At 41.0% G+C, this 25,726-nt stretch carries 25 protein-coding genes; 9 read left to right on the top strand and 16 right to left on the bottom strand.

Annotated elements, in window-relative coordinates:
- Nucleotides 1–8 precede the first annotated feature (8 nt).
- The gene (locus QM454_RS16320; RefSeq protein ID WP_432359932.1) at nt 9–236 is read left to right on the top strand and encodes a hypothetical protein; all 228 of its coding nucleotides are present in this window, start codon (nt 9–11) and stop codon (nt 234–236) included.
- A 46-nt stretch (nt 237–282) separates the two neighbouring features.
- Here the strand turns inward: QM454_RS16320 and QM454_RS16325 are convergent, their stop codons facing one another.
- From QM454_RS16325 to QM454_RS16360, 8 genes are all read right to left on the bottom strand, one after another.
- Nucleotides 283–1,005, bottom strand: a complete 723-nt coding sequence (locus tag QM454_RS16325; RefSeq protein ID WP_432359934.1) for an amino acid ABC transporter ATP-binding protein — start codon at nt 1,003–1,005, stop codon at nt 283–285.
- Nucleotides 1,002–1,745: an amino acid ABC transporter permease gene (locus QM454_RS16330; protein WP_432359936.1), complete on the bottom strand. Its 744-nt coding sequence runs from the start codon at nt 1,743–1,745 to the stop codon at nt 1,002–1,004. The genes QM454_RS16325 and QM454_RS16330 overlap by 4 nt, the downstream gene beginning before the upstream one ends.
- A gap of 47 nt (nt 1,746–1,792) precedes the next feature.
- The gene (locus QM454_RS16335) at nt 1,793–2,590 is read right to left on the bottom strand and encodes a basic amino acid ABC transporter substrate-binding protein (RefSeq protein WP_432359939.1); all 798 of its coding nucleotides are present in this window, start codon (nt 2,588–2,590) and stop codon (nt 1,793–1,795) included.
- Between the two features lie 157 nt (nt 2,591–2,747).
- Complete coding sequence (gene cyoE, locus QM454_RS16340) at nt 2,748–3,674, bottom strand: heme o synthase (protein ID WP_432359941.1); 927 nt, start codon at nt 3,672–3,674, stop codon at nt 2,748–2,750.
- Between the two features lie 226 nt (nt 3,675–3,900).
- Entirely contained in the window at nt 3,901–4,665 is a 765-nt protein-coding gene (locus QM454_RS16345) for a hypothetical protein (RefSeq protein ID WP_432359944.1), read from the bottom strand.
- Nucleotides 4,631–5,530 (bottom strand): ATP-binding cassette domain-containing protein, encoded by a 900-nt coding sequence (locus QM454_RS16350; protein ID WP_432359946.1) that lies wholly within the window; start codon nt 5,528–5,530, stop codon nt 4,631–4,633. The genes QM454_RS16345 and QM454_RS16350 overlap by 35 nt, the downstream gene beginning before the upstream one ends.
- Before the next feature lie 17 nt (nt 5,531–5,547).
- A complete protein-coding gene (locus tag QM454_RS16355; protein ID WP_432359949.1) occupies nt 5,548–6,735 on the bottom strand; it encodes a hypothetical protein in 1,188 nt (395 codons plus the stop codon).
- A gap of 26 nt (nt 6,736–6,761) precedes the next feature.
- Nucleotides 6,762–8,000: a hypothetical protein gene (locus QM454_RS16360; RefSeq protein WP_432359952.1), complete on the bottom strand. Its 1,239-nt coding sequence runs from the start codon at nt 7,998–8,000 to the stop codon at nt 6,762–6,764.
- A 196-nt stretch (nt 8,001–8,196) separates the two neighbouring features.
- On the opposite strand from QM454_RS16360, the gene QM454_RS16365 reads away from it, so the two are divergent.
- Nucleotides 8,197–8,619: a YusW family protein gene (locus QM454_RS16365; RefSeq protein WP_432359954.1), complete on the top strand. Its 423-nt coding sequence runs from the start codon at nt 8,197–8,199 to the stop codon at nt 8,617–8,619.
- Between the two features lie 78 nt (nt 8,620–8,697).
- Here the strand turns inward: QM454_RS16365 and QM454_RS16370 are convergent, their stop codons facing one another.
- The gene (locus QM454_RS16370) at nt 8,698–9,606 is read right to left on the bottom strand and encodes a methyl-accepting chemotaxis protein (protein ID WP_432359957.1); all 909 of its coding nucleotides are present in this window, start codon (nt 9,604–9,606) and stop codon (nt 8,698–8,700) included.
- Nucleotides 9,607–9,788: 182 nt separating this feature from the next.
- On the opposite strand from QM454_RS16370, the gene QM454_RS16375 reads away from it, so the two are divergent.
- Entirely contained in the window at nt 9,789–10,598 is an 810-nt protein-coding gene (locus QM454_RS16375) for a DUF2935 domain-containing protein (protein WP_432359960.1), read from the top strand.
- Nucleotides 10,599–10,605: 7 nt separating this feature from the next.
- On the opposite strand, the gene nadX is transcribed toward QM454_RS16375, so the two are convergent.
- From nadX to QM454_RS16410, 7 genes are all read right to left on the bottom strand, one after another.
- On the bottom strand, nt 10,606–11,406 hold the full coding sequence (nadX, locus tag QM454_RS16380; RefSeq protein WP_432364068.1) for an aspartate dehydrogenase: 801 nt from the start codon (nt 11,404–11,406) through the stop codon (nt 10,606–10,608).
- A gap of 75 nt (nt 11,407–11,481) precedes the next feature.
- Complete coding sequence (locus QM454_RS16385) at nt 11,482–14,034, bottom strand: S-layer homology domain-containing protein (RefSeq protein ID WP_432359963.1); 2,553 nt, start codon at nt 14,032–14,034, stop codon at nt 11,482–11,484.
- Nucleotides 14,035–14,480: 446 nt separating this feature from the next.
- Nucleotides 14,481–14,741, bottom strand: coding sequence for a hypothetical protein (locus tag QM454_RS16390; protein WP_432359966.1), 261 nt, complete (start codon nt 14,739–14,741; stop codon nt 14,481–14,483).
- A gap of 30 nt (nt 14,742–14,771) precedes the next feature.
- The gene (locus QM454_RS16395) at nt 14,772–15,224 is read right to left on the bottom strand and encodes a GNAT family N-acetyltransferase (RefSeq protein ID WP_432359969.1); all 453 of its coding nucleotides are present in this window, start codon (nt 15,222–15,224) and stop codon (nt 14,772–14,774) included.
- Between the two features lie 260 nt (nt 15,225–15,484).
- Entirely contained in the window at nt 15,485–16,888 is a 1,404-nt protein-coding gene (locus QM454_RS16400) for a SpoVR family protein (RefSeq protein WP_432359972.1), read from the bottom strand.
- Complete coding sequence (yhbH, locus tag QM454_RS16405; protein ID WP_432359975.1) at nt 16,885–18,042, bottom strand: sporulation protein YhbH; 1,158 nt, start codon at nt 18,040–18,042, stop codon at nt 16,885–16,887. Before yhbH ends, QM454_RS16400 begins: the two co-directional genes overlap by 4 nt.
- 76 nt (nt 18,043–18,118) lie before the next feature.
- Nucleotides 18,119–20,014 carry a PrkA family serine protein kinase gene (locus QM454_RS16410; protein WP_432359978.1) on the bottom strand — a complete coding sequence of 632 codons (1,896 nt, stop codon included), beginning with the start codon at nt 20,012–20,014 and terminating at the stop codon, nt 18,119–18,121.
- Between the two features lie 379 nt (nt 20,015–20,393).
- Here QM454_RS16410 and speD point away from each other — a divergent pair, with 379 nt between their 5' ends.
- The 6 genes from speD to QM454_RS16440 all read left to right on the top strand — a co-directional run bounded on the left by speD (nt 20,394) and on the right by QM454_RS16440 (nt 25,714).
- The gene (gene speD, locus QM454_RS16415) at nt 20,394–21,206 is read left to right on the top strand and encodes an adenosylmethionine decarboxylase (RefSeq protein ID WP_432359981.1); all 813 of its coding nucleotides are present in this window, start codon (nt 20,394–20,396) and stop codon (nt 21,204–21,206) included.
- Nucleotides 21,196–22,470 carry an aminotransferase class I/II-fold pyridoxal phosphate-dependent enzyme gene (locus tag QM454_RS16420; RefSeq protein WP_432359983.1) on the top strand — a complete coding sequence of 425 codons (1,275 nt, stop codon included), beginning with the start codon at nt 21,196–21,198 and terminating at the stop codon, nt 22,468–22,470. Before speD ends, QM454_RS16420 begins: the two co-directional genes overlap by 11 nt.
- A 6-nt stretch (nt 22,471–22,476) precedes the next feature.
- Nucleotides 22,477–22,674, top strand: a complete 198-nt coding sequence (locus tag QM454_RS16425; protein ID WP_432364070.1) for a hypothetical protein — start codon at nt 22,477–22,479, stop codon at nt 22,672–22,674.
- Nucleotides 22,674–23,525 carry a polyamine aminopropyltransferase gene (speE, locus tag QM454_RS16430; protein ID WP_432359986.1) on the top strand — a complete coding sequence of 284 codons (852 nt, stop codon included), beginning with the start codon at nt 22,674–22,676 and terminating at the stop codon, nt 23,523–23,525. The genes QM454_RS16425 and speE overlap by 1 nt, the downstream gene beginning before the upstream one ends.
- A complete protein-coding gene (gene speB, locus QM454_RS16435; RefSeq protein WP_432359988.1) occupies nt 23,515–24,363 on the top strand; it encodes an agmatinase in 849 nt (282 codons plus the stop codon). Before speE ends, speB begins: the two co-directional genes overlap by 11 nt.
- 151 nt (nt 24,364–24,514) lie before the next feature.
- The gene (locus QM454_RS16440) at nt 24,515–25,714 is read left to right on the top strand and encodes a saccharopine dehydrogenase family protein (RefSeq protein WP_432359990.1); all 1,200 of its coding nucleotides are present in this window, start codon (nt 24,515–24,517) and stop codon (nt 25,712–25,714) included.
- Nucleotides 25,715–25,726 lie beyond the last annotated feature (12 nt).

Below are 25,726 nucleotides of genomic sequence, written 5' to 3' on the forward strand. Positions count from 1 at the left end.
CTTAGAACGTGGGACGGCTTACTTTGAGCGCGGGGTGGCTCGTTTTGAGCGCGGGACGGCTCTCTTTGAGCGTGGGGAGGCTTGCTTTGAGCGCGGGGAGGCTTGCTTTGAGCGCGGGGCGGCTCGTTTTGAGCGTGGGACAGCTCTCTTTGAGCGCGGGGAGGGTCTCTTTGAGCGCGGGACGGCATGCTTTGAGCGCGGGGAGGCTTGCTTTGGGCGCCGGCCAATTAAAATAAAAAAGAGCCGTCACAGTAATCACTTTCTGGACAGCCCCTCTATTAACTATAAAATTTTACTAAAAAAAGCCTTCGTCCTTTCATGCTTTGGATTCGAAAAGATTTCATCAGGTGTTCCTTCTTCGACTAATAAGCCTTGATCCAGAAATAACACTCGATCTCCCATTTCCTTTGCGAATCCCATTTCATGTGTGACGACGACCATCGTCATTCCTTCGACAGCCAATTGTTTCATAACATCCAATACTTCCTTCACCATTTCCGGATCTAGTGCAGATGTCGGCTCATCGAATAACATGACCTTTGGCTTCATCGCAAGCGCTCTTGCAATTGCAACACGTTGCATTTGCCCGCCAGATAATTGTTCCGGGTAGACGTTTGCCTTATCGGAAAGCCCGACTTTTTCAAGAAGTTGGCGCGCTAACTCTTCAGCATCTTCTTGTTTCATTTTTCGAATTTTAATCGGTGATATCGTTATATTATCGATGACCCGCATATGAGGAAACAAGTTGAATTGTTGAAAGACCATCCCAACTTCCCGCCGAATATCATTAATATTTGTTTTCGGGTCATTGATTTTCACGCCATCTATGAACACTTCGCCCGCAGTAATTTCCTCCAGAAGGTTAATGCATCTCAAAAATGTACTTTTCCCTGATCCACTTGGACCGATTACACAGATGACTTCCTTCTCTTTAATGTCGTAGTCAATACCCCTTAGCACTTCAAGTTTGCCGAACGATTTATGCAAATTCCTCACTTTTATCATCTCGATCCCCCTCCCGCTGCAGATCGTCTCATTGAAAAAATAGATCTTCTAGTGGAAGGGACATAGCTATTACTGAACCTATTTTCGATGTACGTAATGAGTTTTCCACAGATGAACGTCAAAATGAGGTAAAGGGCGGTGACCGTTAAATATGGCTCCCAAAATCTTTGGTAGACACCTGCAACTACTTTGCCTGCATAAAGTATATCACTAGCAGCGATAACCATGAGTAGTGAAGAGTCCTTTAGCAAAGCTATTAATTCATTGCCAAGCGGTGGAATCATTCTCCTGAACGCTTGTGGCAGTATAACTAATTTCATGGCAGTGCTATGTGGCATACCGAGCGAACGGGCAGCTTCCATCTGCCCCTTATCAATCGATTGAATTCCAGCGCGGATAATTTCTGCGTTATATGCAGCACTGTTTAGCGAAAGTGCTAACACCCCGGAAACAAAGTAACCTAAGGAATGCCCAAAAAGACTGGGAATCAGCGCTGTGTGGATTAATAGGATTTGCACCAATAATGGAGTTCCTCGAAAAAAATCGACATAGTACTTCGCAGGATAGTAAATCCATTTTCGTTTTGACAACTTCCCTAACCCGACAATCAATCCTAAAATGAACCCTCCAATATATCCTGCAGCCGTCAATCCAAGAGTGACCCAAATTCCCCGAATGAATAGTTCCCGGTAACTCCAAATGTTTTCCATCATCTCAAATCGTATACCAAAAAGCTCCATGATCATCACCTCCTGGATGTGAATAGTTGCTGTTTACAAATCAACAATTACTCCACATCAAAGCCAGTGATTTCTTTCAGTTTCCCGTTTGCCTTGATTATTTCAATTCCTTCATTTAGAAGATCAAGTATTTCCTGGTTTCCTTTCTTGACCATTAATCCGTAATATTCCTTTTCAAAACTGTCATCTTCAATCGTTTTTAATTTCACATTCGGGTTATTCGCTTTGTAATCAATAATTACAGCGTTATCACCTACAGAGGCATCCGCATTTCCGTTAATCATCTCAGTGATTGCAAGTGGCATCGTTTCAGTTGCAACAATTTTTGAGCTTGTTTTTCCTAATAGGTCTGCTACAACATGATGCCCTGTTGTGTTGATTTGCACCGAAACCCTCTTATCTACCAAGTCTTCGAATGACTCGACATCTGAATCCTCAGGTACTAGAATCAATTGGTTCGCTACGAAATATGGATCACTAAAATCGAAAGACTGCTCCCTTTCCTTAGTAATCGTTATTGAAGAAACCGCAAAGTCGACTTCCCCATTATCAACTGCAGGGAATAACGGCTCCCACCCATAGTTTTTATATTCAACTTCAAATCCTGCAGCTTCTGCGATAGCATTCACAATATCGATATCAATTCCGACAATATTCCCCTTTTCATCCATATACTCCATTGGCGCATACGTTGCATCCGTTCCGACGATTAATTTCCGTTTTCCGCTTGGTTCATCCCCACCTGAACTGCTCTTGTTTGTAGAACTTGTGCCGCATCCAATTAGAAATAAGGATATGCATACTAATGCGACCCCTATCATAAAACGCTTTACTGATTTCTCCATTTCGTTTCCCCCTTTAATTTCTAGCAATTTACAGAATTGATTGATACTTTAGTTGATTATACAAGAAAACGCTTTCATTCACAACATAATATTTTAAATAAAAAACATAAAAAATGCTCTATACGTTTGATTTCAACGTATAGAGCAGTCTACTACTTTAATATATCGGCAATGTAACAGCTACCATTAACAAGAATAAAATTGCAATATAATTGACAGAGTAGATAAACATGACGTATGCCCATCGATCATCATCTTTCGTAAAAAAGCCACGAATTGAGACGATTAAGTAGCCAATGTTCAATAGTGTAGCGAGCACGATGAAGACCATCCCTAAAGAACCTAAATAAAACGGCAACGGCAGCAAGCATGCAATGTACACAAACATTTGCCGCTTTGTCATTTTGAATCCCCGAACGACAGGTAACATTGCTACATTAGCCGCTTTGTATTCATTGTACTTCCTCATCGCAATTGCAAAAGTATGCGGCATTTGCCAGATGAATAAGATGATGAAAAGCATGATTGGAACGATATGCCACGACGGTGCAATCGCGGCCCACCCGATCATCGGCGTCACAGCTCCTGAAATACTTCCTATAACAGTATTTAATGTGTATTTACGTTTTGTCCACATCGTGTACATGATGACGTACGTGAACCAGCCGACGAAACCATAAATCGCCGCTTCCACTGTTGTAAACAGCAGCATGACTTGCCCTATTACCGACAATAATATGCCTATTCCTAACACAATCTTCAATGAAAAGTTTCCGGTAACGGTTGGACGTTGTTGAGTCCTTTCCATTACAGTGTCGATATCGACGTCATACCAGTTATTCAACACAAGTGCCCCGCCAATTAACACCGTACTTCCAATCATCGACAGCCAAAACAATTTGCTGTTAGCGAGCAAAGATCCCCCTGTGAAATGAAGGGCGAGCCAAAAGCCTACAAATACGGGAAGTGCATTCGCAATAAGGACAGGACCTTTAAATAGCGATTTTAAATCCGCAACTAATGTACCCGATTGTTCCTTTATTGTCCCATTTTCGGTATACGTAATTTTAATATCTTTCGTCATATGTATATACGCCTCCTCAGAGGTATTTCTGCAAAACTTCATCCCTTCTATCATATCATTTTAATTTCAATAATTTAAAGAGTTATGGATTTTTATTTGGAAATTCATTGGTTGACCATTTCTTCTGACACAATTTATTCAAAAGTTAAAGAGACTCATATGTGTAACGATGAAATAACACCTATGAATAAAAAAACAGCGGATACACTTCAACCCGCCGTTTCATTTATTTACCAGCCTGTTCACTCATTAGTTCGAATTTAACCATTGAAACTTTTGACACACGCACTTTCTGCCCTTCTTTCAACTGCAGTCGACTTTCGGAACTTGTCAATTCTCCTCCCAGCAATTCAAATAGGCGAGGCTCTTTTCCTTCTTCAAAAATTTGTACAAAGCCATACCCATATGGAATACTTATTGTATAGTTCCCCGGTTCAATGTCCAACCCGACATCCCATATTCCTGTAGTCAACTCAGTGGAGAGCTCTGTCCTTACAGGTTGGATCGTTACCGTATTATATCCACCGTCGAAAACGATTGAAAACGTTGAATCTATGTCGGCCGTTAATGTAGGAGCCCCAACTTTTTCCCCTACGATTTCCCGAACGAGCAAGTTATCATCTTTATCGTAAATATAAATATTCCCTGATGGATAACCAGTCAATACATACCTTCCAGCCTCGATAGTTAGCTTTGCTCCTCTTTTTGTTGGCATCGGTCCGTAGGTTCTTTTTGCTTCTGTATTACTTCGATCTACTGTCGTAAAAATGGCCGGATGAACCGTTCCAATGATTTCATCTCTCGTAGTTCCGATAATCTCATAGTTGTCTACATATACGATTTTATTTTCCGTCTTGGTTCCTTGTAAATTATGACAACCGGATAAGAGTAGCATGCAAACGAACAGCCCTACCGAAATTCTTTTACTTCCTATTCTCCACCGATCCGAGGTTTTATTATTGAAGTCCCGATTTAGCGTAATATTTCTCATAATATTCCACCGTCCCCATTGGCCCAATTGTCATTTCCTTATTATATTTAAGCATTCGGCCCATCCATTTTGTTTGTTCCGATTCACTCATCCCACCTATAGGTATGCATAATAAGTAATTGGCGATATACATATGGCCGGCAGGCAATTCCAATTCCGTTTGAAGCGTTTCATACTGTTCAATATCCACTTCCACTTTGAGGTAATTTTCATTATCATCCGTAAATTTTTGTTCGTGGACAAACTTTCCGTCTTTTAAAAAAAGGACTCGATCTGCGTAAAGGTCCAAGTTTGCCAACAAATGCGAAGCGACAAATATGAGTTTATCCTGCTTCATTTCCATTAAACATTTTGATATGAGCGCGACGTTCTCGACATCTAGCCCATTCATTACTTCATCCATCAGCATAATAGGCGTATCTGCAGCCATCATCATTGCGAAACATAATCGTTGTCGCATCCCTAATGAATACGTTCGAACTTTCCGTTTCACATAATGCCCCATGTTAAGTCGTTCGATGATGGAGGGCACATGCTTTGCCGATCCTTTCCACATATTTGCGTATAGTTTCAAATGATCGACGCCGGACAATTCTTCAAATAAGTCCTTTTGTTCCGGGAATGTCGCCAACATCCGGTGAATGTGCAATTCTTCTTTTTCATTCCGGTACGTATATTTCCCATCAAAAAACACATGTCCGGAATCGGGTTTCACAAAATTCGCCATTACATTGAACATCGTCGTCTTACCCGTTCCATTCGGTGCTGCGACACCGATAATTTCCCCTTTATTTGCAGTTAAATCCAATGAATCCAACACGACTTTATCATTATAGGCAATCGATACATTTGATAATTTCAGCATCATCTTCCCCCAGCCTTTCAACTAGATTTTAATGGGATGGTTTCCACTTTTTTAATATGCAGAAGTTTATTCCTACCATATAAAATTGATATAACAAGCAAATTCAGGACGACAAGCCAACTATACGCATGTTTGAAATCAAGTTTTTCAACCCCATATTCCTTAGCCGCTTCGCCACTTAGCACAGCGCTGATATCAATGAATTTGAGGGGATAGAGCCAATTCGTCTCCACTCCGGCAACTAAAAGAAGTTGTGGCGCCAGTAAAACAAATAAGATAATGACAATTGCAGCGTACAAGTTTTTCGTCACGAGATTAATTAATAGGAACGTGAACAAAAGAAATAGGGCAATTAATGCAAATGCTATGAGCATGTAAAACAAGTAGCGCAGCATGGATATTGCGATAAAATCCGCGTCTTGATATATAAGTACAGGAGCTCTAAAATCTCCCCATCCCGTTTTTCTTGCCACATAAAAACTACCAATCAATATACTTGCACAGAGAAAGAACATGATTTGAACAAAATGGACTCCCACCTTACTAATTGCTTTCTGCATGAACGAAATCGGAAAACCGAACAAGACGGAAGGATGAAGTTGATCATTTACAAGTATGCTACTTCCCGCCAGCAATACGAGAATGCAAAACAACGTTCCGCTTATTAGATTCAAAGCGACCGGAATGTAATTGCTCGCTTTAAACGGATCCTGGATAAGTGAGATGTCATGCTCTCTGTGATATCGGTAGAGCGCATTTTCTTTTAGTATTTCATCAACTGGAACTATATGTTCCCGATGAATCCCTTTATTTCCTCGTTGATGCAAATCAAGACGCAATTCATTCAGCTTAAGTCTTCCATCAAAAAACTTATGAAAATTTGGTCCAGCACCAAAATACCCATCAAGGTTTCCATCTTTTCTTAAGTAAAGCACTTGCCAGTGTAACAATCCTATTTGTTCTAATAAATTTGCGTAGATTTCTTTACCTTCTTGAGTTTCCCAAACAGAACCGGGAAATGAATTGAAGACCTCATAGAACTTCTCGGATTCTTTAGCTACCTCTTCTCTAATTTCGACAATATCCAATTGACTATAATGTGAATAATACATTGGAAAAAAGAGAATTAGCCCAAGTCCTAACAACCAATTTTTTCTATTTAATAGTAATAACTTCGTTTCAAATAATAAGTATTTCCAGAACATATACTTGCCCCTCCCCCTTTCCCACTTTAACTTGCTAAATAGAATCGACGTTTATTAATGATAAGGGAAACGATAAACAGGATAACCTCGATGACGAGGTATGTAATAAGTAGCACGATGATGCCCTTTGCATAGGTAATCGTCTCCGTGTTCAACAAAAAATTTTTTTCCCCATCAATGATTTTCCCAAAGTCAAAATAAGTCTGAGGGAATAGGCTGATGTCCTTGCCGAACAATTCCCTTGTCGAGCGCGTAAAATAAAGGCGTTCAGAGAACAATAGCAAACTGCTAATGAATAGAACAATCCACTCATTTTTAAAAATCAAGCTTAAAACGATATTCAAGCGTACGAATAAGATAACTAACAACGGTAGAACAACGAGTGTCTTCCCTAAATAAGCTGCCATTGAAATGACACTATAATCCTCGGGTGTAAACGTTTGTTGTTTAATCATGATTGGAACATTCAAATCGAAATACCCGAATCCGAACTGCATCGTCATGACGAGCATTCCGACAACGATAACGCTAAGAATGAACGCCATTGAATAAAGAAATGCCGACAGTGATTTCAAATTCAGCTGGCGATACCAAGATAATGGCAAGCCTTGGAGGACCGCCTGATATTTTCGATCCCTTGATAATATGTCACTACTAAAATAAATGACGCAAAATAACAGGAAGTACATCCCATAGTTTTGAAGGAAATTCTGCAATGTTTGCAACCCGGTTTTCTCATACATCAAACCAAATGTGATGGGGTGTCCCTTTGTGAGATAATCCTCATACTTCATCATCGTTTGTTGATACGCATGCTCCCGATCCTTACTAGGAAATGGCGCTTTCTGAAACAGAAAACGATCCTCTAAATATTCACCTGGATTGTTTTGCAGATGAAAAACTCTTAATTGGAGCATGCGCTCAAAGTTTCGATCTTCAAAAGACTGCAACATACCAGAAAACAAATCATAATTATGGGCATTTGTCGCATAAACAGGATTACCTCTCTGATAATATGAGTGAATGCTTCTCCTATTATAAACAAGGCCGGTATTCCCGATACTTTCCCTTAGTTTTTGCTGATCTCCCAAATAAGTTAGATAATCCTCCGTCTCCTTTTTATTAAATGCCTCCTTCGTATTCGCATACGGCCATAGAATTAAACAATAGCTAAACAATAAAACGGTGATGAAGAAAACAAAAGGAATCGTACGTCTGCTTCTTGCCGTAATTAAAAATTCATGCTTTAAATAATTTCGGTTCATCCCAGCTTCCCCTTTTAATTATTTATTGTTATTTTTATTTAATTCTAAATAATGTAGTACATTACACTATATACATATTGTTGTAACATTTCAATAGAACGTAAAATGAACGAAATGAGTCCGATAAACATCGTATAAATGAACAGATTGCCGGTTATGTTAGAAAGAGTGGAATTGAAAGGATGTTGGATTGGATATGAAGATATGGGTATCGTTCATTTTAGTATGTTGTTTCATAATTGTAAGTGGATGCAGCAACCAAAATATTGTTCCAAAAGAAGAAGCGAGTAATGTCGTCGATACATATGGCATCACCAAATTTAACGTGACGATTGATACGAGGGAAGAAAAAGGGGCGCTACAAGCGAGCTTCACTGAAAAAAAGGAAAGATCTGAGGCTGAGTATACGAATAAGAAAGAGGATGTCGCATTGCACGGCAAAAAAGCACTAGAAAAAATAATGGAGGCATTTGAAAAAATGAATCCCGACCCAGAAGCCGAAGAAACGGAATTAATTAAAAGTGCTGCTGAAGCATTTGGTTTTAAAGAGTATCAAATGATTAAGCTGGAAGTTACGTTCAAAGGATTTGATAGTAAAGAAATTATGTTCTCTAAGTAATGTATGGCCCTTGTTTGAAAGGATGAGCCCATGAGCAAAAACAGGTGAGGGATTTTTCCTCCACCTGTTTTTCATGCCTCATACGATCTTTGATACTTTCTTCGATTGGTTGTCCAATTCAGCTGCGGATGATGCGATTGCGAGAAAATCTTCCATCGCGACTTCAATCCGCTGCTGGCATCGTTCCACGTTTTCTTGCGCCAAAGTCGTCCCTTGAGAAATGTTTCTGATTTCCGTCGTAATCGCTTCGACTCCTTCACGCACTTCGACAATCGATTGTTCCACATTTCCTGACAATTTTCGGACCTCTTTCGCGACGACGTCAAAGCCCCTACCATGCTCTCCAGCCCGCGCGGCTTCAATTGCAGCATTCAAAGCGAGCAAATTCGTTTGCGACGCAATGTCTCGAATTGTCTTCACGATATGTTGAATGCTTTCTGCATGCAGCTCCAAGTTCTCCAACGTTTTTGTATTGTCATTAGAAATCTTTGCGATATCTTCGATAATTACTAATAATTCCTTACTCCGTTCCATACCGACATCTGCCCGCTCGGTCAACCCTTCCGCCATCTGCCTCAACTCTTCCACAACGGAAGTGATAGACGACTGTCGCTTCGTAATATTTGTGGCAACTTTGGAAATACCAATCACCTTTCTGCCGTCGTTACTAAAAACCGGCATATACGTTGCCTCGAGCCAAACTTTCTCGCCACTTTTATTTTTGCGTTCAATTTTCTCCTGCTGACTACGTCCATTTTGCAGCTCCCGCCAGAACTTGCTGTACTCTACACTATTCGCATATTCAGCGAAACAAAGATCTTCATGACGGACCCCAATCATTTCGTCTTTCGTGTACCCCATTGCGTTCGCAAAAATATCATTTACGTAAGCAATTTTACGGTCCATATCAAACCGAATGATTGCAAGATTCTTCTCAAGCGCCTTCACGACATGATCGTCCGTTACTTGCTCAACCACCTGTCTCATCAATTTTCCCCCTCATTTCTTCTTTGAACACACTGATTTTTCTATATTGTTAGGAATATCAGACCTATTACTATTTAACCATAGTCAGCGATGAAGTGGAATACCTTGGCAATGTGAATGATGCCATTCTAAATAAATTCTTACTACATAGAATGGTAAGTATGAAAATAGGAGGTGAAGTTTTGGATCATTCATTTCAACAAGAGGCATTGAGTGAACTGCACTTTTGGCTTCAAATATTAGGGGATCATAGCCGTTTCCTCCACGATTCACTTGCCCCCGGCCAAACCGCTTTTATTGATACCGCAGCAACCTTCATTGACCGGTTTGACAAATTATTGGATCGATCTAAACAAACATTGGATCAAGCGGAGTTACTATCATTAGTTAGCCTCGCCAAAACGGAAAGTGAGGCAATACGGGAGTTTAAGCTTGCCATTATTAAGGAACAATTGGTCGGCAATATCAAGATTTCATTAACGCCTTCATTCATCAACCATATGGTCAATGAAGTGGAAGAAGCGATACGGCTCTTCTCGTATTTGGAAAAGGGTGAATCACCACCCGCCGTTCACCCACTTCACCATGACCTCATTTGGCTGCTCGATGCGGCTGGACACGCGGGGGCGATTGACGCAAATATGGATTGGGTGGAAAAACCGATAAAGAAGCAAAGCAGAAAGTTCATGAAAGATTGGGAAGCATTCTATTTAAAGGCCGTGGAAATGACCGGTTTTTTGCGGACAAACGTAGCGAAGTTCCCAGCTTTAGACAAATTCCATAACGACGTTTACGTAGAGATGGCGGTTTTTAAAACGTTCTTGAATGAACTTGAAGAAATGGGATTGAAAAAAGAAAACTTAGGAACGCTCACCCCTCTAATGGCTGATCATATGGCCCGTGAAGAATGCTACTATTTAATGAAACTAGCAGAGTCAGCAGGCACTCCCGACCCTAATTGCAATCCAGCGAAGGAGAGAGTGCAAGGATAACAGGCTCCTATGAACCGACTATGACTGCATTATTGATATTTGCAAGTGCTGCTAAAATGCTCGCTCCTGTTATATGGCTCGTCTTCGGATTATCCGGGGACGGGTTGTTTTTTATTGTGAATTCTAATTCACCAAAATCGCCATTCGCTTTAATATGATGAATATTTTTCGTAACGTTTGGATCGGCAATAATACGGACATGTGTCCTGTCTACACCGATACCCGCCAACGATAATACAATTGCGACATTCGCATTTTTAGGGAATTGTTTAATCGCGTCACGAGCTGGCCCTTCAAACAAAGTTTGCTCCGCAGTCATTTCGTCTTCAGCAAGTGAATGAGCTGGTTTTCGAGTCGTTAGTGAGACTGACTTGAGTTCACCTGCAAACTTAGCCGCCTTCAGCACATCCAATCCACCTATCGCACCGGACGGCAAATAAATTTGGTGATTGCTTTCGTGCGCCGCCTTTTCCAATTGATTTGCAAATGATGATTCAGCGAATGCCCCGATGCTAATGATCATCAAATCCTTCTCGTTAATGACGTCGAGTGCGTATGCATTGACCGCTTCGATAGTTGAGCATTCTACTACGAGATCGATGTTAGATTGTAAGAATGAATCAATGTTATGGAATGCCTGACAGCCATATTTTTCGACGAAAGCTGGAAGCTCATCTTTCGCCTTCTCCCGTTCGTCCAAAATGCCAGTGATTTTTGTGTTTGGTAGTACGTGTTCTTTGTTTATTTTTTGAAGGAGATATGTACCGAGATTTCCTTTACCGATTAGACCTATTTTGATTGGGATCAGTCCTTTCGCTTTTTAAATAAGTATACAGGAAAACCCCTTGGCTTTGGGCCAAGGGGTTTATCTGCAGTTTGGTACTTAATTTCTTACGATAGTGATGTTTGCAGGTACAGATAATTTATTTCCAGCTGCATCTTTAACAGACAGAGTTTCTTTCGCTTTTAAAGACAGACCATTGTTGATGTCTTCTGTTGTAACGTTACCTTTAAATGTGAATGTAACTGTTGTAACAGCTGACGCATTTGCAGGAGTTGTAACCTCTGATTTAGATGCAACAGTAGCACCACCGATTAGAAGTTCAAAGTCAACAGTTCCTTCAGTTGTTGTAACAGCTTCGCTGAAAGTAAGAGTAACTTGGTTTGTTCCTACTAATTTAGCAGAAGTGACTGTCGGTGCAACGTTTTCTGTAAGTGACACTGTATTCGTAAAGAATGGCTCCATTACTTTTGTAGAACCTAATGCTTTAACGTTTGCAATGTTGATATTGCGAGTTCCTGTGAAAGTATTAGAATCTTGCTTAAGAGTAAGTACTGCAACTTGCTTACCTTCTGAAACAGGATTCAATTTAACAGATTCAACAACTGCGCCGTCAATTTGATAGTTAGCAACATTTATTGCAGATGCACCATCAACCGCTTTATCAAATGTAACAATTACTTTATTATTATCTTGTTGATCTTGTTCAACAGATTCTACTTCTACGATTGCATCGATAACTGGAGTAATATCTTTACCGCGTGTAAATGTTACTTTAGCTGTGTTAGCTGCAACGCCAAATTCATTTGTAACGTTAGCGAATGTCAAGTCAAGTGAATAGACTGCACCCTCTACGTCAAATGTCGTGCCGAGGAATGTATCAAGTTCGACGCGAACGACTTTCTTATTAGAAGTGTTTTTATAGTCAATTGCTGTAGCTTTTAAATCTTTAGCAACGACTGCTGTAGTTACATAGTCTTTAACGTATGAACCTACTCCGTCAACTGTTGGAGCACTGGATAATTCAACATTTTTGTCGAATGTAATTTCAAGATATTCTTTTCCGTTTGTTTCATCAGTTACAACTGCACTTGAAGAAACTTTTGGAGCGTGTGTATCCTTAACAAAAGTTACTACTTTAGTAACTGTTTCACCAGCTTCTCCGCTAAGGTCAACGAAAGCGCTAATTTCTACTGTTTTTGCATCGTCAAGAATAGATGCAGAAGTTACGTTATACACAGTCGCGTCATTTGCATCTTTTTCAACAGTGGAAGCTGCTTCACCACCGATTTTTACAGTTGGAGCTTGTAGTAATTCCTCAGTAAATTTGATTGCAAATGTTTTTGCGCCAGTTTGCGTAACAGACGTTACAGCTGGTTTCACTCCGTCTTTATCACCTTTTTGGAAAGTGACAGTTGTAGGATTTGGTGAAATTAAGTTTCCAACTTGGTCTTGTGTACCGATAAATGTAGCAATTACAGCTTGATTAGCTGCAATATCAGAACCAAGTGTGAAAGTTACTTCCTTATTCCCAGCTTTGAAGTTGTTTGAAATCCCTTTAGCAGAATTAGCTACAACAGTACCATCTGCTAATTTATAGCTAACAGTTCCGAGTGATTTGATAGGTTCAGAGAAAGTAACTTTGAATGTGCTTGCAGTAACTTTATCTGTTTTAACAACTGATGGAGCTGTTTTATCGTCTGCAATTGTGACAATTTTATCAAATTTCGCGATTTCTTCACCGTCAGTTGTTTTCAAACCTTCAATAACAACATCATAGCGTTTAGAAAGGATGTTCTTCGCAGTAATCGTCAACGTTTTACCATCAATCGATAACTCTCCTGTAAGAGCTCCTGCAGGTACTTTGTCGATTGAAGATAGAGTTACAACGTTCTCTTTGAATTCTCCGCTTTTACCGTCTGCAAACAATGTTTTAGCGTCTACAGCCTTATTAAAAGTAACTTCGACTTGTGTAGCATTGATTCCAGCTACAGATTTTACTTCTGCATCTTCCGCTACTTCCACGTTAGAAGTTTTGTAGAGGAATGAAGCGAATTGACCGCGTGTTGTTGTGTTTTTAGGGTTGAATTGCGGTGCAGCTGGATTCGTAATATCGAAGTAGTCAAGAACGTCGATATATGTACGTGCTTCAGTTTTTGCTGTTGCAATATCTGTTACATCTTTGTTGAATTCTGTTTCTTTTACTAGTGAAACTAGATCTGTTTTATGGATAGCGTCATATGCTCTGACAAGAACGATCGCCATGTTTTCACGTGTAATGTCGAGACCTGCACCGAGTGTGCCGTCTGCATATCCGTTAAATACGCCATTATCTTTTACCAATGCTGCGTATTGAAGAAGCTCGTCATTTGATTTAGATGTAAGATCTTTGAATCGTGGGTTAGTCTTGTAATCTGCTGGGATTTTGTAGTCTAGTGATACTAGCCATTTACCCATCATTTTAACAACGTCAGAACGAGTCAAAGTTTTATTTGGTTGGAATGTACCGTCAGGATAGCCACTAATAACTCCTGCTTCTACTAATGCAGTGATAGCTGCTTCGTGCGTATTTCCTTTCACGTCGGAAAATTGTGCTGCGCTAGCTACTGGTGCGACTGCTGTTGCAACCAATGCTGCTGAAGCTGCACCGATCATGAACTTATTATATTTTTTTGGTTGGTTGTTACCCATAAATAATTTCCTCCTCTGAGATGTACAGAATAATTGAGAGCAAAGTATCCCATATACGTTGCCTCGCCTAATAGTATTAATCATATTTTATAAAATTGATAGCGGTATTAATTGGTTATAGTTCCAGTCTACTATTCTACTTGTTAATTAATATAGAAAATAAGCGTCTAGCTATCTTTGCAAGAAGGCTATAATAGCATAAGATAGGCGTTTTTAGTACCTTCTGGACATCTATTATCCTTTTATCTTTTATTCAATTTTTAAAGGAACATAATTTGGCGAGGGTTTCATCGACTATGGAGTCAATTTAATAATGTTTTTATCCCCACTTTGTAAGAAATCGATATACGCTTAAAAACCCGTATCTTCAGGGAGACACAGGTTCTACTTCAAAAATATGCTTTTCGATTTCATTTCTCTTCTAATAAATTATTAAACCACTTGGCGCATTGATATGTTTTCTCCCAATCTGGATCTTTGTCTTCAACTGACCAGCACGCATACAAAATTGACATTGAAACCGCAGCTTTTAATAATTTTTCACGATCCGTTTGCAATAGTTCACTGAGCATATTAACCCGCAGCTTCAACAATATTTGCGGATCCGGTTTTGTGAAAAGGTGATGAATCCTAGCAATTGGAATATAGGAGGTAAGTTCATTTTGGATCATCTTCTTTCATTAAAGAATAGCTCAAGGATTTCATACTAACGTTTCGATACTTTCCCAGTAATAAGCAATCTCTTTGAATTCTTCTCCCCCAATGTCAATTGTCGCCTCATCAATAGGTTGTCCCCCAAGTGATTCATAGAATTTTTTTGACGGATTGTGTTCAAGCACCCATACGAGCATGGAGGAAAACCCTTGCTCTTTCAGGTTTTGTGCAATTGCTTGTATTAGTTTCTTACCAATCCCCTGGCCTTGTACTTCCTGCAGTAAATAAATTGCATATAATTCCCCATCTGCATCGTACTTACCCGTTCTTTCTTTTCCTCCCGTTGCAAAGCCGACAATATTGCCGCTTTCATCTTCCGCAACGTATAAAGCGTTTTTCTCAATTCCTCTGCGCCAATTTTCGGCACGCTGTTCGTATGATAAATTTTGAAGAACGGACTCGGAAACAATTCCTTTGTAAGTTGTCCTCCAGCTGTCCACGTGAACACGTGCAATTCCTTCTTCATCACCTAGTACAGTCTCTAATTCGCATGTTCATTCCCCCTCTTACACTATTCTTTTCAGTTTACAGTAAATAGTGAGAGAATAGTATAAAAATTACAAACAGAGACGCTGATTCATCTTTTTCATTGCCTGCCAAAGAGTTATCGGTCATTCCCCAACATTTATCGATCAATCGACAGTAGACACACCAAAAAACCGCCACATTGCACAAATGCAATGCGGCGGTCCTTCATTACTTACGCAAATCGCCGGTGAACTTTCTTTCCATCGTACGAAAACACGACTTGCTTGTTATCGACATACGTCTCTAAATGAACGATGCGGCCCCATAGTTGATGGATATACGGAAGGACGTTCTCCAAATACGGTACATCCAATTCCGTCTCTTCAAACTTATGCACTAAGAACAACTCTCCGTTCCGGACGTAATCCCCGTCATAGACGACAATATAAGGGAAACCTCCGTTCACTCGCTGCGCAATAAGGCGATCTTGTACGTGCCGAAACTCTTTATCTGTAATTTTATAATGGCTTCCTTTTTTCTCGAACACATATAAGTCTTCCTTTTGGATAAGTTCTTTCGTCAAATAGTTTCGGATGAAGGATATATCGGAGTCCATTTCCCTCACTTCGAACATTTTCTCCCTGCCGGACCCGGGCTTCACTCCTAATTCGATCATCTCTTCTGTCGGATAATCATACCGTTGCTCAATATCCTCGAAGATCTTTAATCCTAAATAATATGGATTGATAGACGTTCTAGAAGGCTGAATGACATTCGCGTTTAACTTTGCGAACTCAATCGTTTCGTCGGTCGTTAAATCCATCTTCCGTAAAATTCGTTGATGCCAATACGTTGCCCATCCTTCGTTCATAATCTTTGTTTCCATTTGCGGCCAAAAATAAAGCATTTCTTCACGGATCATTGTTAAAATATCTCTTTGCCATTCTTCCAATTCCCGACTATGCTCCAAAATGAAGAGCAATAAATCTTTTTCTGGAGATGGCGGTATCTTTTTTCGTTTCGTTTCTGACGGCGGCTTCAGCTTCTTATGATCTAATTCCCATAGATCATCGAATTCCGTTTTCCGGATAACCGGCATGTCTTCCTCCTGCTCGACTTCTTCATTCCCGTAACGCCAACGAATAAGCGAAGGGTCGATGTGCTCTTGAATAGCAAGCACCGCGTCCAAAAAGCGTTCGACTTCTTCCGTTCCATAAATCATCTCATAATTGGAAATTCGTTCGGCAGTTGCTGTCATGCTTTCGACCATATCCCGCCTCGTATTTGCGAACCGTGAATTATTTTTGAAAAAGTCACAGTGCGCAAGAACGTGGGCGATAATTAACTTGTTTTGAATTAACGTATTGCTTTCCAGCAAAAACGCGTAACAAGGGTTGGAATTAATGACGAGCTCATAAATTTGGCTGAGCCCTAAATCATATTGAAGCTTCATTTTATGGAACTGCTTGCCGAAGCTCCAATGTGAAAATCGTGTCGGCATCCCATATGCGCCGAATGTATAAATAATATCCGCGGGACAAATTTCATAGCGCATTGGATAGAAATCCAACCCGAACCCTTTTGCAATTTCCGTAATTTCCTCTACAGCATAACGCAGCGCCTTCTGATCCGTCATACGGATTCCTCCAGGCGTTTATGGAAAAACTTCTTCAATGCATAGTACACATCCTTATTTTCCTTCAGCACATAATGCCGGAATTTCGGATTTTCGATTTTTTTATACGTATTCATCAGCGTCGAATAGCGGCTATGCGCATTCACTTCCCCGTAGCCGAACATATTCGATACTTCCATTAGCTCTTCTACTAATGAAAAACATTTACCATTGTCCGAGGACATATTTTCCCCATCCGAAAAATGAAATGGATAAATATTATACCGAGATGGATTGTATTTTTGGGAAATGAGATCGAGCGCCTTTTCATAAGCAGTCGAACAAATCGTTCCTCCACTCTCTCCCTTCGAGAAAAAATCGACTTCCGATACGACTCTTGCAATCGTATGATGGGCAATAAATTCAATATCGACTTTTTCATATTTCGTCCGCAAAAACTTTGCCATCCAAAAGTAAAAGCTTCTCGCCATATACTTTTCGAAAGTGCCCATCGAAGCGCTCGTATCCATCATCATGAGCACGACCGCTTTCGATTGTGGCTTTACGACTTCATCCCACGTTTTGAAACGCAAGTCATCATTGTAAATCGGCATAATTTCTGCGTTGCCTTCCATTGCATTCCGTTTGAACGCAGCGATAATTGTCCTCTTTTTATCAATATTACCAATGAGTCCTTTTTTCCTTATATCATTGAACTCAATGTCCTCTTCAGTAATTTCTGCTTGTTCCCTTTTTTCGAGGTCCGGCAGTTCAAGCTCTTTAAACAACGTCTCTTCAATTTCAGCAATCGACACTTCCGCTTCATAGTAATCCTGGCCCGGCTTATCGCCTGCCTGTTTGCCTTTTCCTGCACTTTGGCTTCCATCACTCGCGACAATGTCCCCCACTTGACTATCCCCGCTGCCTTGACCGACATGCTTCGACTTGCTGTGATTATAGCGGATTTTATATTCATCTAATGATCGTATCGGTATTTTAATGACGTCTTTGCCATCTGACATGACAATGCTTTCCTCACTAATCAATTCGGGCAAATTACTGTGGATAGCTTTCTTCACTTTATCCAAATGACGTTTCTGATCCTGATATCCTTTTCGGTGAAGCGACCAATTTTCCTGAGAGACGACAAAAGATTCGCTATGCTCTTCTTGCATTTCTATTCACCTACTCCAGTCCACTCATTTTTTTATTATATGCAACGACTGGCGGGTTATTGATATGGAAGGCCCATTACCGGTTTAAAAGACTGCCGACATATCGCAATAGTTCATTTGCCGAAATAGAGTTATAGCCATATTCATCAATGAGCCTTGCAACCACTTCATTGATTTTCTTCAAATGCGTCTCGTCAGGCATCGTCGATGAAGTGGTGATTTTGACAACATCTTTTAAATCGGCGAATAATTTCTTCTGAATTGCCTCACGCAACCGTTCGTGAGATTTATAATCGAACCGCTTGCCTTTTCGTGCATATGCCGAAATGCGGATGAGGATTTCTTCACGGAACGCTCTCTTCGCATTCTCAGAAATGCCAATCTGTTCTTCGATGGAGCGCATAAGTTTTTCATCTGGATTCATTTCTTCGCCAGTAAGTGGGTCTTTCAATTTATGTTTATTGCAAAACGCCTCGACATTATCTAAGTAATTATCCATTAATGTCCGGGCAGACTCTTCATACGAATAAACAAATGCCTTTTGTACTTCCTTCTTCGCAATCTCATCAAATTCTTTGCGAGCAATTGAAATATAGTTCAAATATTCCTCTTTATCTTCCTTTGAAATGGAAGCATGCTGATCCAAACCTTCTTTTAATGAACGAAGTACATCGAGCGCATTAATGGCATCTACTTCTTTCCGGATAATTGCTGACGAAATACGGTTAATGACATATCTCGGATCAATGCCGTCCATGCCTTCATTCGGAAATTCCGTTTTCAACTCTTCCAAATCAGCAGAATTAAAGCCTTCTACATTTTCGCCATCATACAACCGCATCTTTTTCACGATATCAATGCCTTGTTTTTTCGATATTTTCAAACGCGTCAATACGGAGAAGATGGCTGCGACTCTAAGCGCATGCGGGGCAATATGCACATGGGCCATATCGCTTTCGCGTATCATTTTTTCATATATTTTCTCTTCCTGGCTCACTTTCAAATTATAAGGAATCGGCATGACAATGATCCTCGAATGGAGCGCTTCATTCTTTTTGTTTGAAATGAACGCGCGATATTCAGTTTCATTCGTATGGGCGACGATCAATTCATCCGCACTGATTAATGCAAACCTGCCTGCCTTGAAATTCCCTTCTTGCGTGAGCGATAATAGATGCCATAGGAATTTTTCGTCAAGCTTCAGCATTTCCTGAAATTCCATCATTCCACGGTTCGCCTTATTCAACTCGCCATCGAAACGGTAAGCACGAGGGTCGGATTCAGAGCCGTATTCGGCAATGGTCGAAAAGTCAATACTTCCTGTCAGATCAGCGATATCCTGGGATTTCGGATCTGAAGGAGTAAACGTTCCGATACCGACTCGTTTATCTTCCGAGAAGAAGATTCTTTCGATGAGTACGTCTTCAATCCGCCCATCATACTCTTTTTCAAGGCGCATTGTATTCAACGGGGAAAGACTTCCTTCAATTCGAATACCAAACTCTTCGTAGAAATCATCACGTAAATATTCCGGGATCAGATGTAGAGGATCTTCATGCATTGGGCACCCTTTAATAGCATAGACAGCACCTTCCTCTGTCTTTGAGTATTGTTCCAAACCACGTTTCAACAACGTGACAATCGTTGATTTCCCTCCACTGACGGGACCCATAAGCAAAAGTATCCTTTTTCGCACGTCGAGCCTTTTAGCTGCGGGATGAAAATATTCGTTGACGAGCCGCTCGATCGTATCTTCAAGACCGTAAATTTGATTTTCAAAAAAGAGGAATTTTGTATAACCGTTTTCTTGAGTTACACCATGGCTTTTAATCATTTCATACACTCTCGAATGTGCCGTTTGCGCGACTTCTTTCCGTTCCCTCAAAATGTCCAAGTACTCCGCAAAGGTGCCTTCCCACTTCAACTTGCTCTCTTCTTCACGGAAATGTTCTAACTTGCGTAAAATCTCCATTTCGTTTCCCTCCATTCAGGGCCTGGTTTCAATCATTGTATGCGGGGAAGCTCTGTAAAATGAGGCAAACAAAATAAGCAGTTAAACGAAAGTCCTCGTTCAGCGACCTCAATCGATTATCCAAATACGTCGCCGATTCATGAATTTTACTCGTTACTTTCTTCCGTTATCCTTATGTCTTTAGAATGGTGTAATTACTTGCTATTACGCGAAACATATACTAACGTTAACAGCACAATATTTTTCTTTTTCCCTACTACTTATATAGGTTTAAAAAACATTTATGGAAAGCGAAAATAATTGTCTTGACTAGGAAGTTTTTTACTTTATAATTAGATTGATTTTGTTGATTTTGTCGAATAAAGGAGGGATATTCGGGTTGGAAAACAAGCTGAAGTTATACGGCTTTAACAACCTCACAAAAACACTTAGCTTCAACATCTATGATGTGAGCTATGCAAAAAGTGAGCGGGAACAAAAAGATTATATTGCCTATATCGATGAGCAGTACAATTCGGAACGGTTGACGAACATTCTATATAATGTAACCGAAATCATAGGGGCACATGTATTGAACGTAAGTAAACAGGATTATGATCCGCAAGGTGCAAGTGTCACAATCCTTATTACCGAAGAAACACTTCCGGTCGCTGTGATTGATGAATCATGCAATCGTGGGGCAATCGAAATATTGAAAACGAGGGATTCGGTTGTTGGCCATTTGGATAAAAGCCATGTCACCGTTCATACGTACCCTGAATACCACCCGGATAATTCGATCGCCACATTTCGTGTCGATATCGAAGTGTCGACATGTGGTGAAATTTCTCCTTTGAACGCATTGGATTATCTAATTGGCAGCTTCGATTCAGATATTATTACGACGGATTATCGTGTACGCGGCTTTACCCGTGATGATAAAGGAAAGAAGTTGTTCATGGACCATAAGATGACGTCGATCCAAGATTATATCGACAGTGAAACGTTGCAAAAATATGATGCCATCGATGTGAATGTCTATCAATCGAATATATTTCATACAAAACTGCTGATTAAAGACATCAACTTGCAAAATTACCTATTTAACACGGATGTGTATGAGATCCCTCCGAAAGAAAGACTGAATATTACAAACAACTTACGTAAAGAGATGATTGAAATTTTCAGCGGTTCCAATATATATGAAGAGTGAGAGGACGGTGTTGGACATTCTTTCACAACAGAAAGCTCCGATTATGGAGGCTCTTAACAAATACAAAAAGATGCGAGTCGTTCCTTTTGATGTCCCCGGCCATAAACGTGGCAGAGGAAACGAGGAACTGACCGCTTTTTTAGGCGAAAATTGCATGACGGTAGACGTCAATTCGATGAAGCCGTTGGACAATTTAATTCACCCCGTTTCCGTTATTCGGGAAGCCGAGGAGCTTGCAGCTGAAGCTTTCGGGGCAAAGCATGCCTTTTTCATGGTAAATGGGACGACTTCGGCTGTACAGGCAATGGTTATGACCGCTTGCAAGGCAGGCGAAAAGATTATTATGCCTCGAAATGTGCACAGAAGTGCCATTAATGCACTGATCCTTAGCGGGGCTATCCCTGTCTACGTCAATCCAGGTGTAAACAATGAACTTGGAATCCCTTTAGGCATGTCCGTCGAAGATGTAGAAAGGACAATCCTCGAGCATCCCGATGCGAAAGCGATTCTTATTAACAATCCGACGTATTACGGAATCTGTTCAAATATGCAAGAAATTACAGATCTCGCTCATCGCCATGGCATGCTCGTCCTTGTCGACGAAGCGCATGGTACGCACTTTTATTTCAGTGATGACCTGCCTGCTTCTGCAATGTCTGTCGGTGCCGATATGGCTTCCGTGAGCATGCACAAGTCGGGTGGTTCATTAACCCAAAGCTCGTTGCTGTTAATTAATAACGAAGTAAGTGAAGGGTACACGAGGCAAATTATTAACTTGACCCAAACGACAAGCGGATCGTATCTACTCCTCTCTTCTCTCGACATTTCGCGGAAAAATCTTGCTCTAAATGGTAAAGAGATTTTCAAGAAAGTCGGTGAAATGGCACAGTATACACGTGATGAGATTAATAAAATCGGTGGATACTATGCTTTTTCGGAGGAGTTGAAAAACGGTGATACGATATTCGATTTCGATACGACAAAGCTTTCCGTCCATACACTTGAGTTAGGATTAGCAGGAGTCGAGGTGTATGACATTTTGCGAGACGAATATGACATCCAAATTGAGTTTGGAGACATCGGCAACATTCTAGCTTACATATCCGTCGGAGACCGCCGTTTAGATCTCGAACGGCTCGTCTCGGCGCTTGCAGAAATTAAAAGGCGCTACAGCACGGACCAAAGCGGATTGTTCGATCATGAATATATTACTCCTCAGGTCGTCTATACACCTCAAAAAGCGTTTTACGCGCAAAAAGAGTAACTTCCTATCAACGAAAGTGCCAACCGTATTGCTAGCGAGTTCGTCATGGCCTATCCGCCTGGCATACCCATTTTAGCTCCAGGTGAACGAATCACTCCTGAAATATTGGAATATATACAATATTGCAAAGACAAAGGGAGCTTCATGACAGGTACAGAAGATAGCAAAATCGAACATATCAATGTGTTGAAGGAGGCTGAGTAATGAAGTTATGGTTTGTGGAAAATCATTCCCCGAATGTCCAATTTTCGATGAAAGTCATTGAACATCTGTACACTGGTAAAAGTGAATTCCAAAAGATCGATGTGTTGCAAACGGCTGAATTCGGCCGGGTTCTCACATTGGACGGGTATGTCATGGTCACTGAGAAAGATGAGTTCATTTATCACGATATGATCACCCATGTACCGATGGCAACCAATCCCAACATAAAGAAAGTGCTCGTCATTGGTGCCGGGGATGGCGGTACAATTCGTGAACTGACGAAATATGATTCGATTGAGCATATTGATATGGTTGAAATCGACGAAATGGTTGTCGATGTGTGCAAGGAGTTCATTCCTCAAACTGCAAGTAAACTCGATGATCCACGTGTTCATCTCCATTTCGAGGACGGTTTAAAATTCGTTCGTTCACGTAACGATGAATACGATTTAATTATCGTTGATTCAACCGACCCATTCGGACCGGGAGAAGGCTTATTTACGAGAGAGTTTTACGGAAACTGTTATAAAGCGTTAAATGACGAAGGCATACTCGTCAATCAACACGAAAGCCCCTTTTATGAAGAAGACGCACTCGGCATGCAGCAAGCGCACAAACGGATTACTGGGTTCTTCCCAGTATGCAAAGTGTATCAATTGCACATCCCGACGTATCCATCAGGGCATTGGCTATTCGGTTTCGCCTCCAAAAAGTATGATCCGATCAAAGATTTGAACGCAGACGCTTGGAATCAGCTCGGATTGCAAACGAAGTATTATAACACTGACATCCATGTCGGCTCATTTGCATTGCCGAACTACGTAAAGGAGCAATTGAAAGATGTTGAATAAAAATATTGAAACGTTCATCGGATGTGACAATGAGTATGACGAATCGGGCATCGTCGTTTTCGGCGCCCCTTTCGATTCAACGACGTCATTCCGCCCAGGAACAAGATTCGCAAGCAAAGTAATGCGCGGTGAATCGTTCGGAATCGAAACATACAGTCCTTATCAGGATAAAGATTTGGAAGACATTAACGTGTATGACGGCGGAGATCTTGAGTTAAGTTTAGGGAACACTAAAAGAGCTTTAGGACAGATCGAAGAGTATACGCGAAAAGTCGTGCAAGACGAAAAAATCCCTTGTATGATCGGCGGAGAGCATTTAGTTACGCTAGGGGCGGTCCGTGCTGTTGCGCAAGTCTACCCTGACTTGCACATAATTCAATTCGATGCCCATGCGGATTTACGAGACGACTACCTCGATGAGAAATTATCTCATGCGACGGTCATCCACCGCGTATGGGACATTGTCGGAGATGATCGGATTTTCCAATTCGGCATCCGTTCCGGAGATCGAAGTGAGTTCCAATGGGGCAAGGATCGTGTATTTACGAATAAATTTAATTTTAATGGTTTGGAAGATATCGTTGAAAGATTACAAGGGAAACCGGTATATTTAACAATTGATTTAGATGTGTTGGACCCTTCCGTCTTCCCTGGTACGGGAACACCCGAAGCAGGTGGTGTTAGTTTCATGGAATTATTGCAAGCGATTTTGACAGTTAGCGATCTCAATATTGTCGGTTGCGACGTAAATGAACTGTCACCAATTTACGATCAAAGCGGCGTTTCGACAGCAGTCGCTTGTAAAGTGCTTAGGGAGCTATTATTGGCAATTAAATAAAAGCGAAGGACGCTTGCTTAACTGCGACAGGCATAAGGCGAAGATACGGAGTGGTGATCTTTACCACGAAGTAGCTTTGACTTATGACCCGAGCAGTTAGCGTCCGGAGCTAGACACTAAATAAATAAAATAATTATAGGTGGTGTTTTCAGTGGGTAAAGCGTTAATCATTGGAGCAGGTGGAGTTGCAAGTGTAGTTGTGCATAAATGTGTGCAAGTACCTGACGTATTTGAAGAAATTTGCATCGCGAGCCGTACAAAATCGAAGTGTGATGCATTAAAAGAAAAACTTGACGGTGGCCGCACGAAAATCCAGACAGCACAAGTCGACGCGGACAATGTCGAAGAGTTAATTGAGCTAATTAACAGCTTCAAGCCAGACATCGTCATTAACGTTGCATTGCCATACCAAGACTTGACGATTATGGATGCTTGCCTTGCAACAGGCGTTCACTATTTGGATACAGCGAACTATGAGCCGCTTGACACGGCAAAATTTGAATACAAATGGCAATGGGCATATCGTGAAAGATTCGAAGAAGCAGGCCTTACTGCAATCTTAGGCTGCGGCTTCGACCCAGGCGTAACTGGCGTCTTCTCCGCTTACGCACAAAAGCATTATTTCGATGAAATCCATACGATTGACATTGTCGACGCCAATGCAGGTGACCACGGTTATCCATTCGCGACAAACTTTAACCCAGAAATTAACATCCGTGAAATTACGGCAAACGGACGCTATTGGGAGAACGGCGAGTTCATCGAAACACCGCCACTATCCGAAAAACGTGTATATGATCTCCCAGAGATCGGCCCTAAAGATGTGTATCTTCTATACCATGAAGAATTGGAATCACTCGCACAAAATATTAAAGGCATCAAGAAGATCCGTTTCTGGATGACATTCTCAGAAAAATACTTGACGCATTTACGAGTGCTTGAAAATGTCGGCATGACATCAATTGAGCCGATCGAATTTGAAGGCCAACAAATCGTGCCATTACAGTTCTTGAAAGCTGTTCTTCCTGACCCTGCTTCCCTCGGACCACGCACAAAAGGAAAAACGAACATCGGTTGTATTTTCCAAGGTGTGAAAGATGGCGAAGAGAAGACTTATTACGTCTATAACGTATCCGATCACCAGGAATGCTACCGCGAAGTCGGTTCTCAAGCGATTTCGTATACGACTGGCGTACCAGCGATGATCGGTGCAATGCTCTTACTGAAAGGTGAATGGAAAAAACCAGGCGTTTATAACGTCGAGGAGTTCAATCCAGATCCATTCATGGAAGCATTGAACGAATACGGTTTGCCTTGGCAAGAAGATTTCAATCCAGAGCTGATCGATTGATAGGAGGCATGC

Source organism: Sporosarcina sp. UB5 (assembly GCF_050859005.1).
Lineage (GTDB): Bacteria > Bacillota > Bacilli > Bacillales_A > Planococcaceae > Sporosarcina.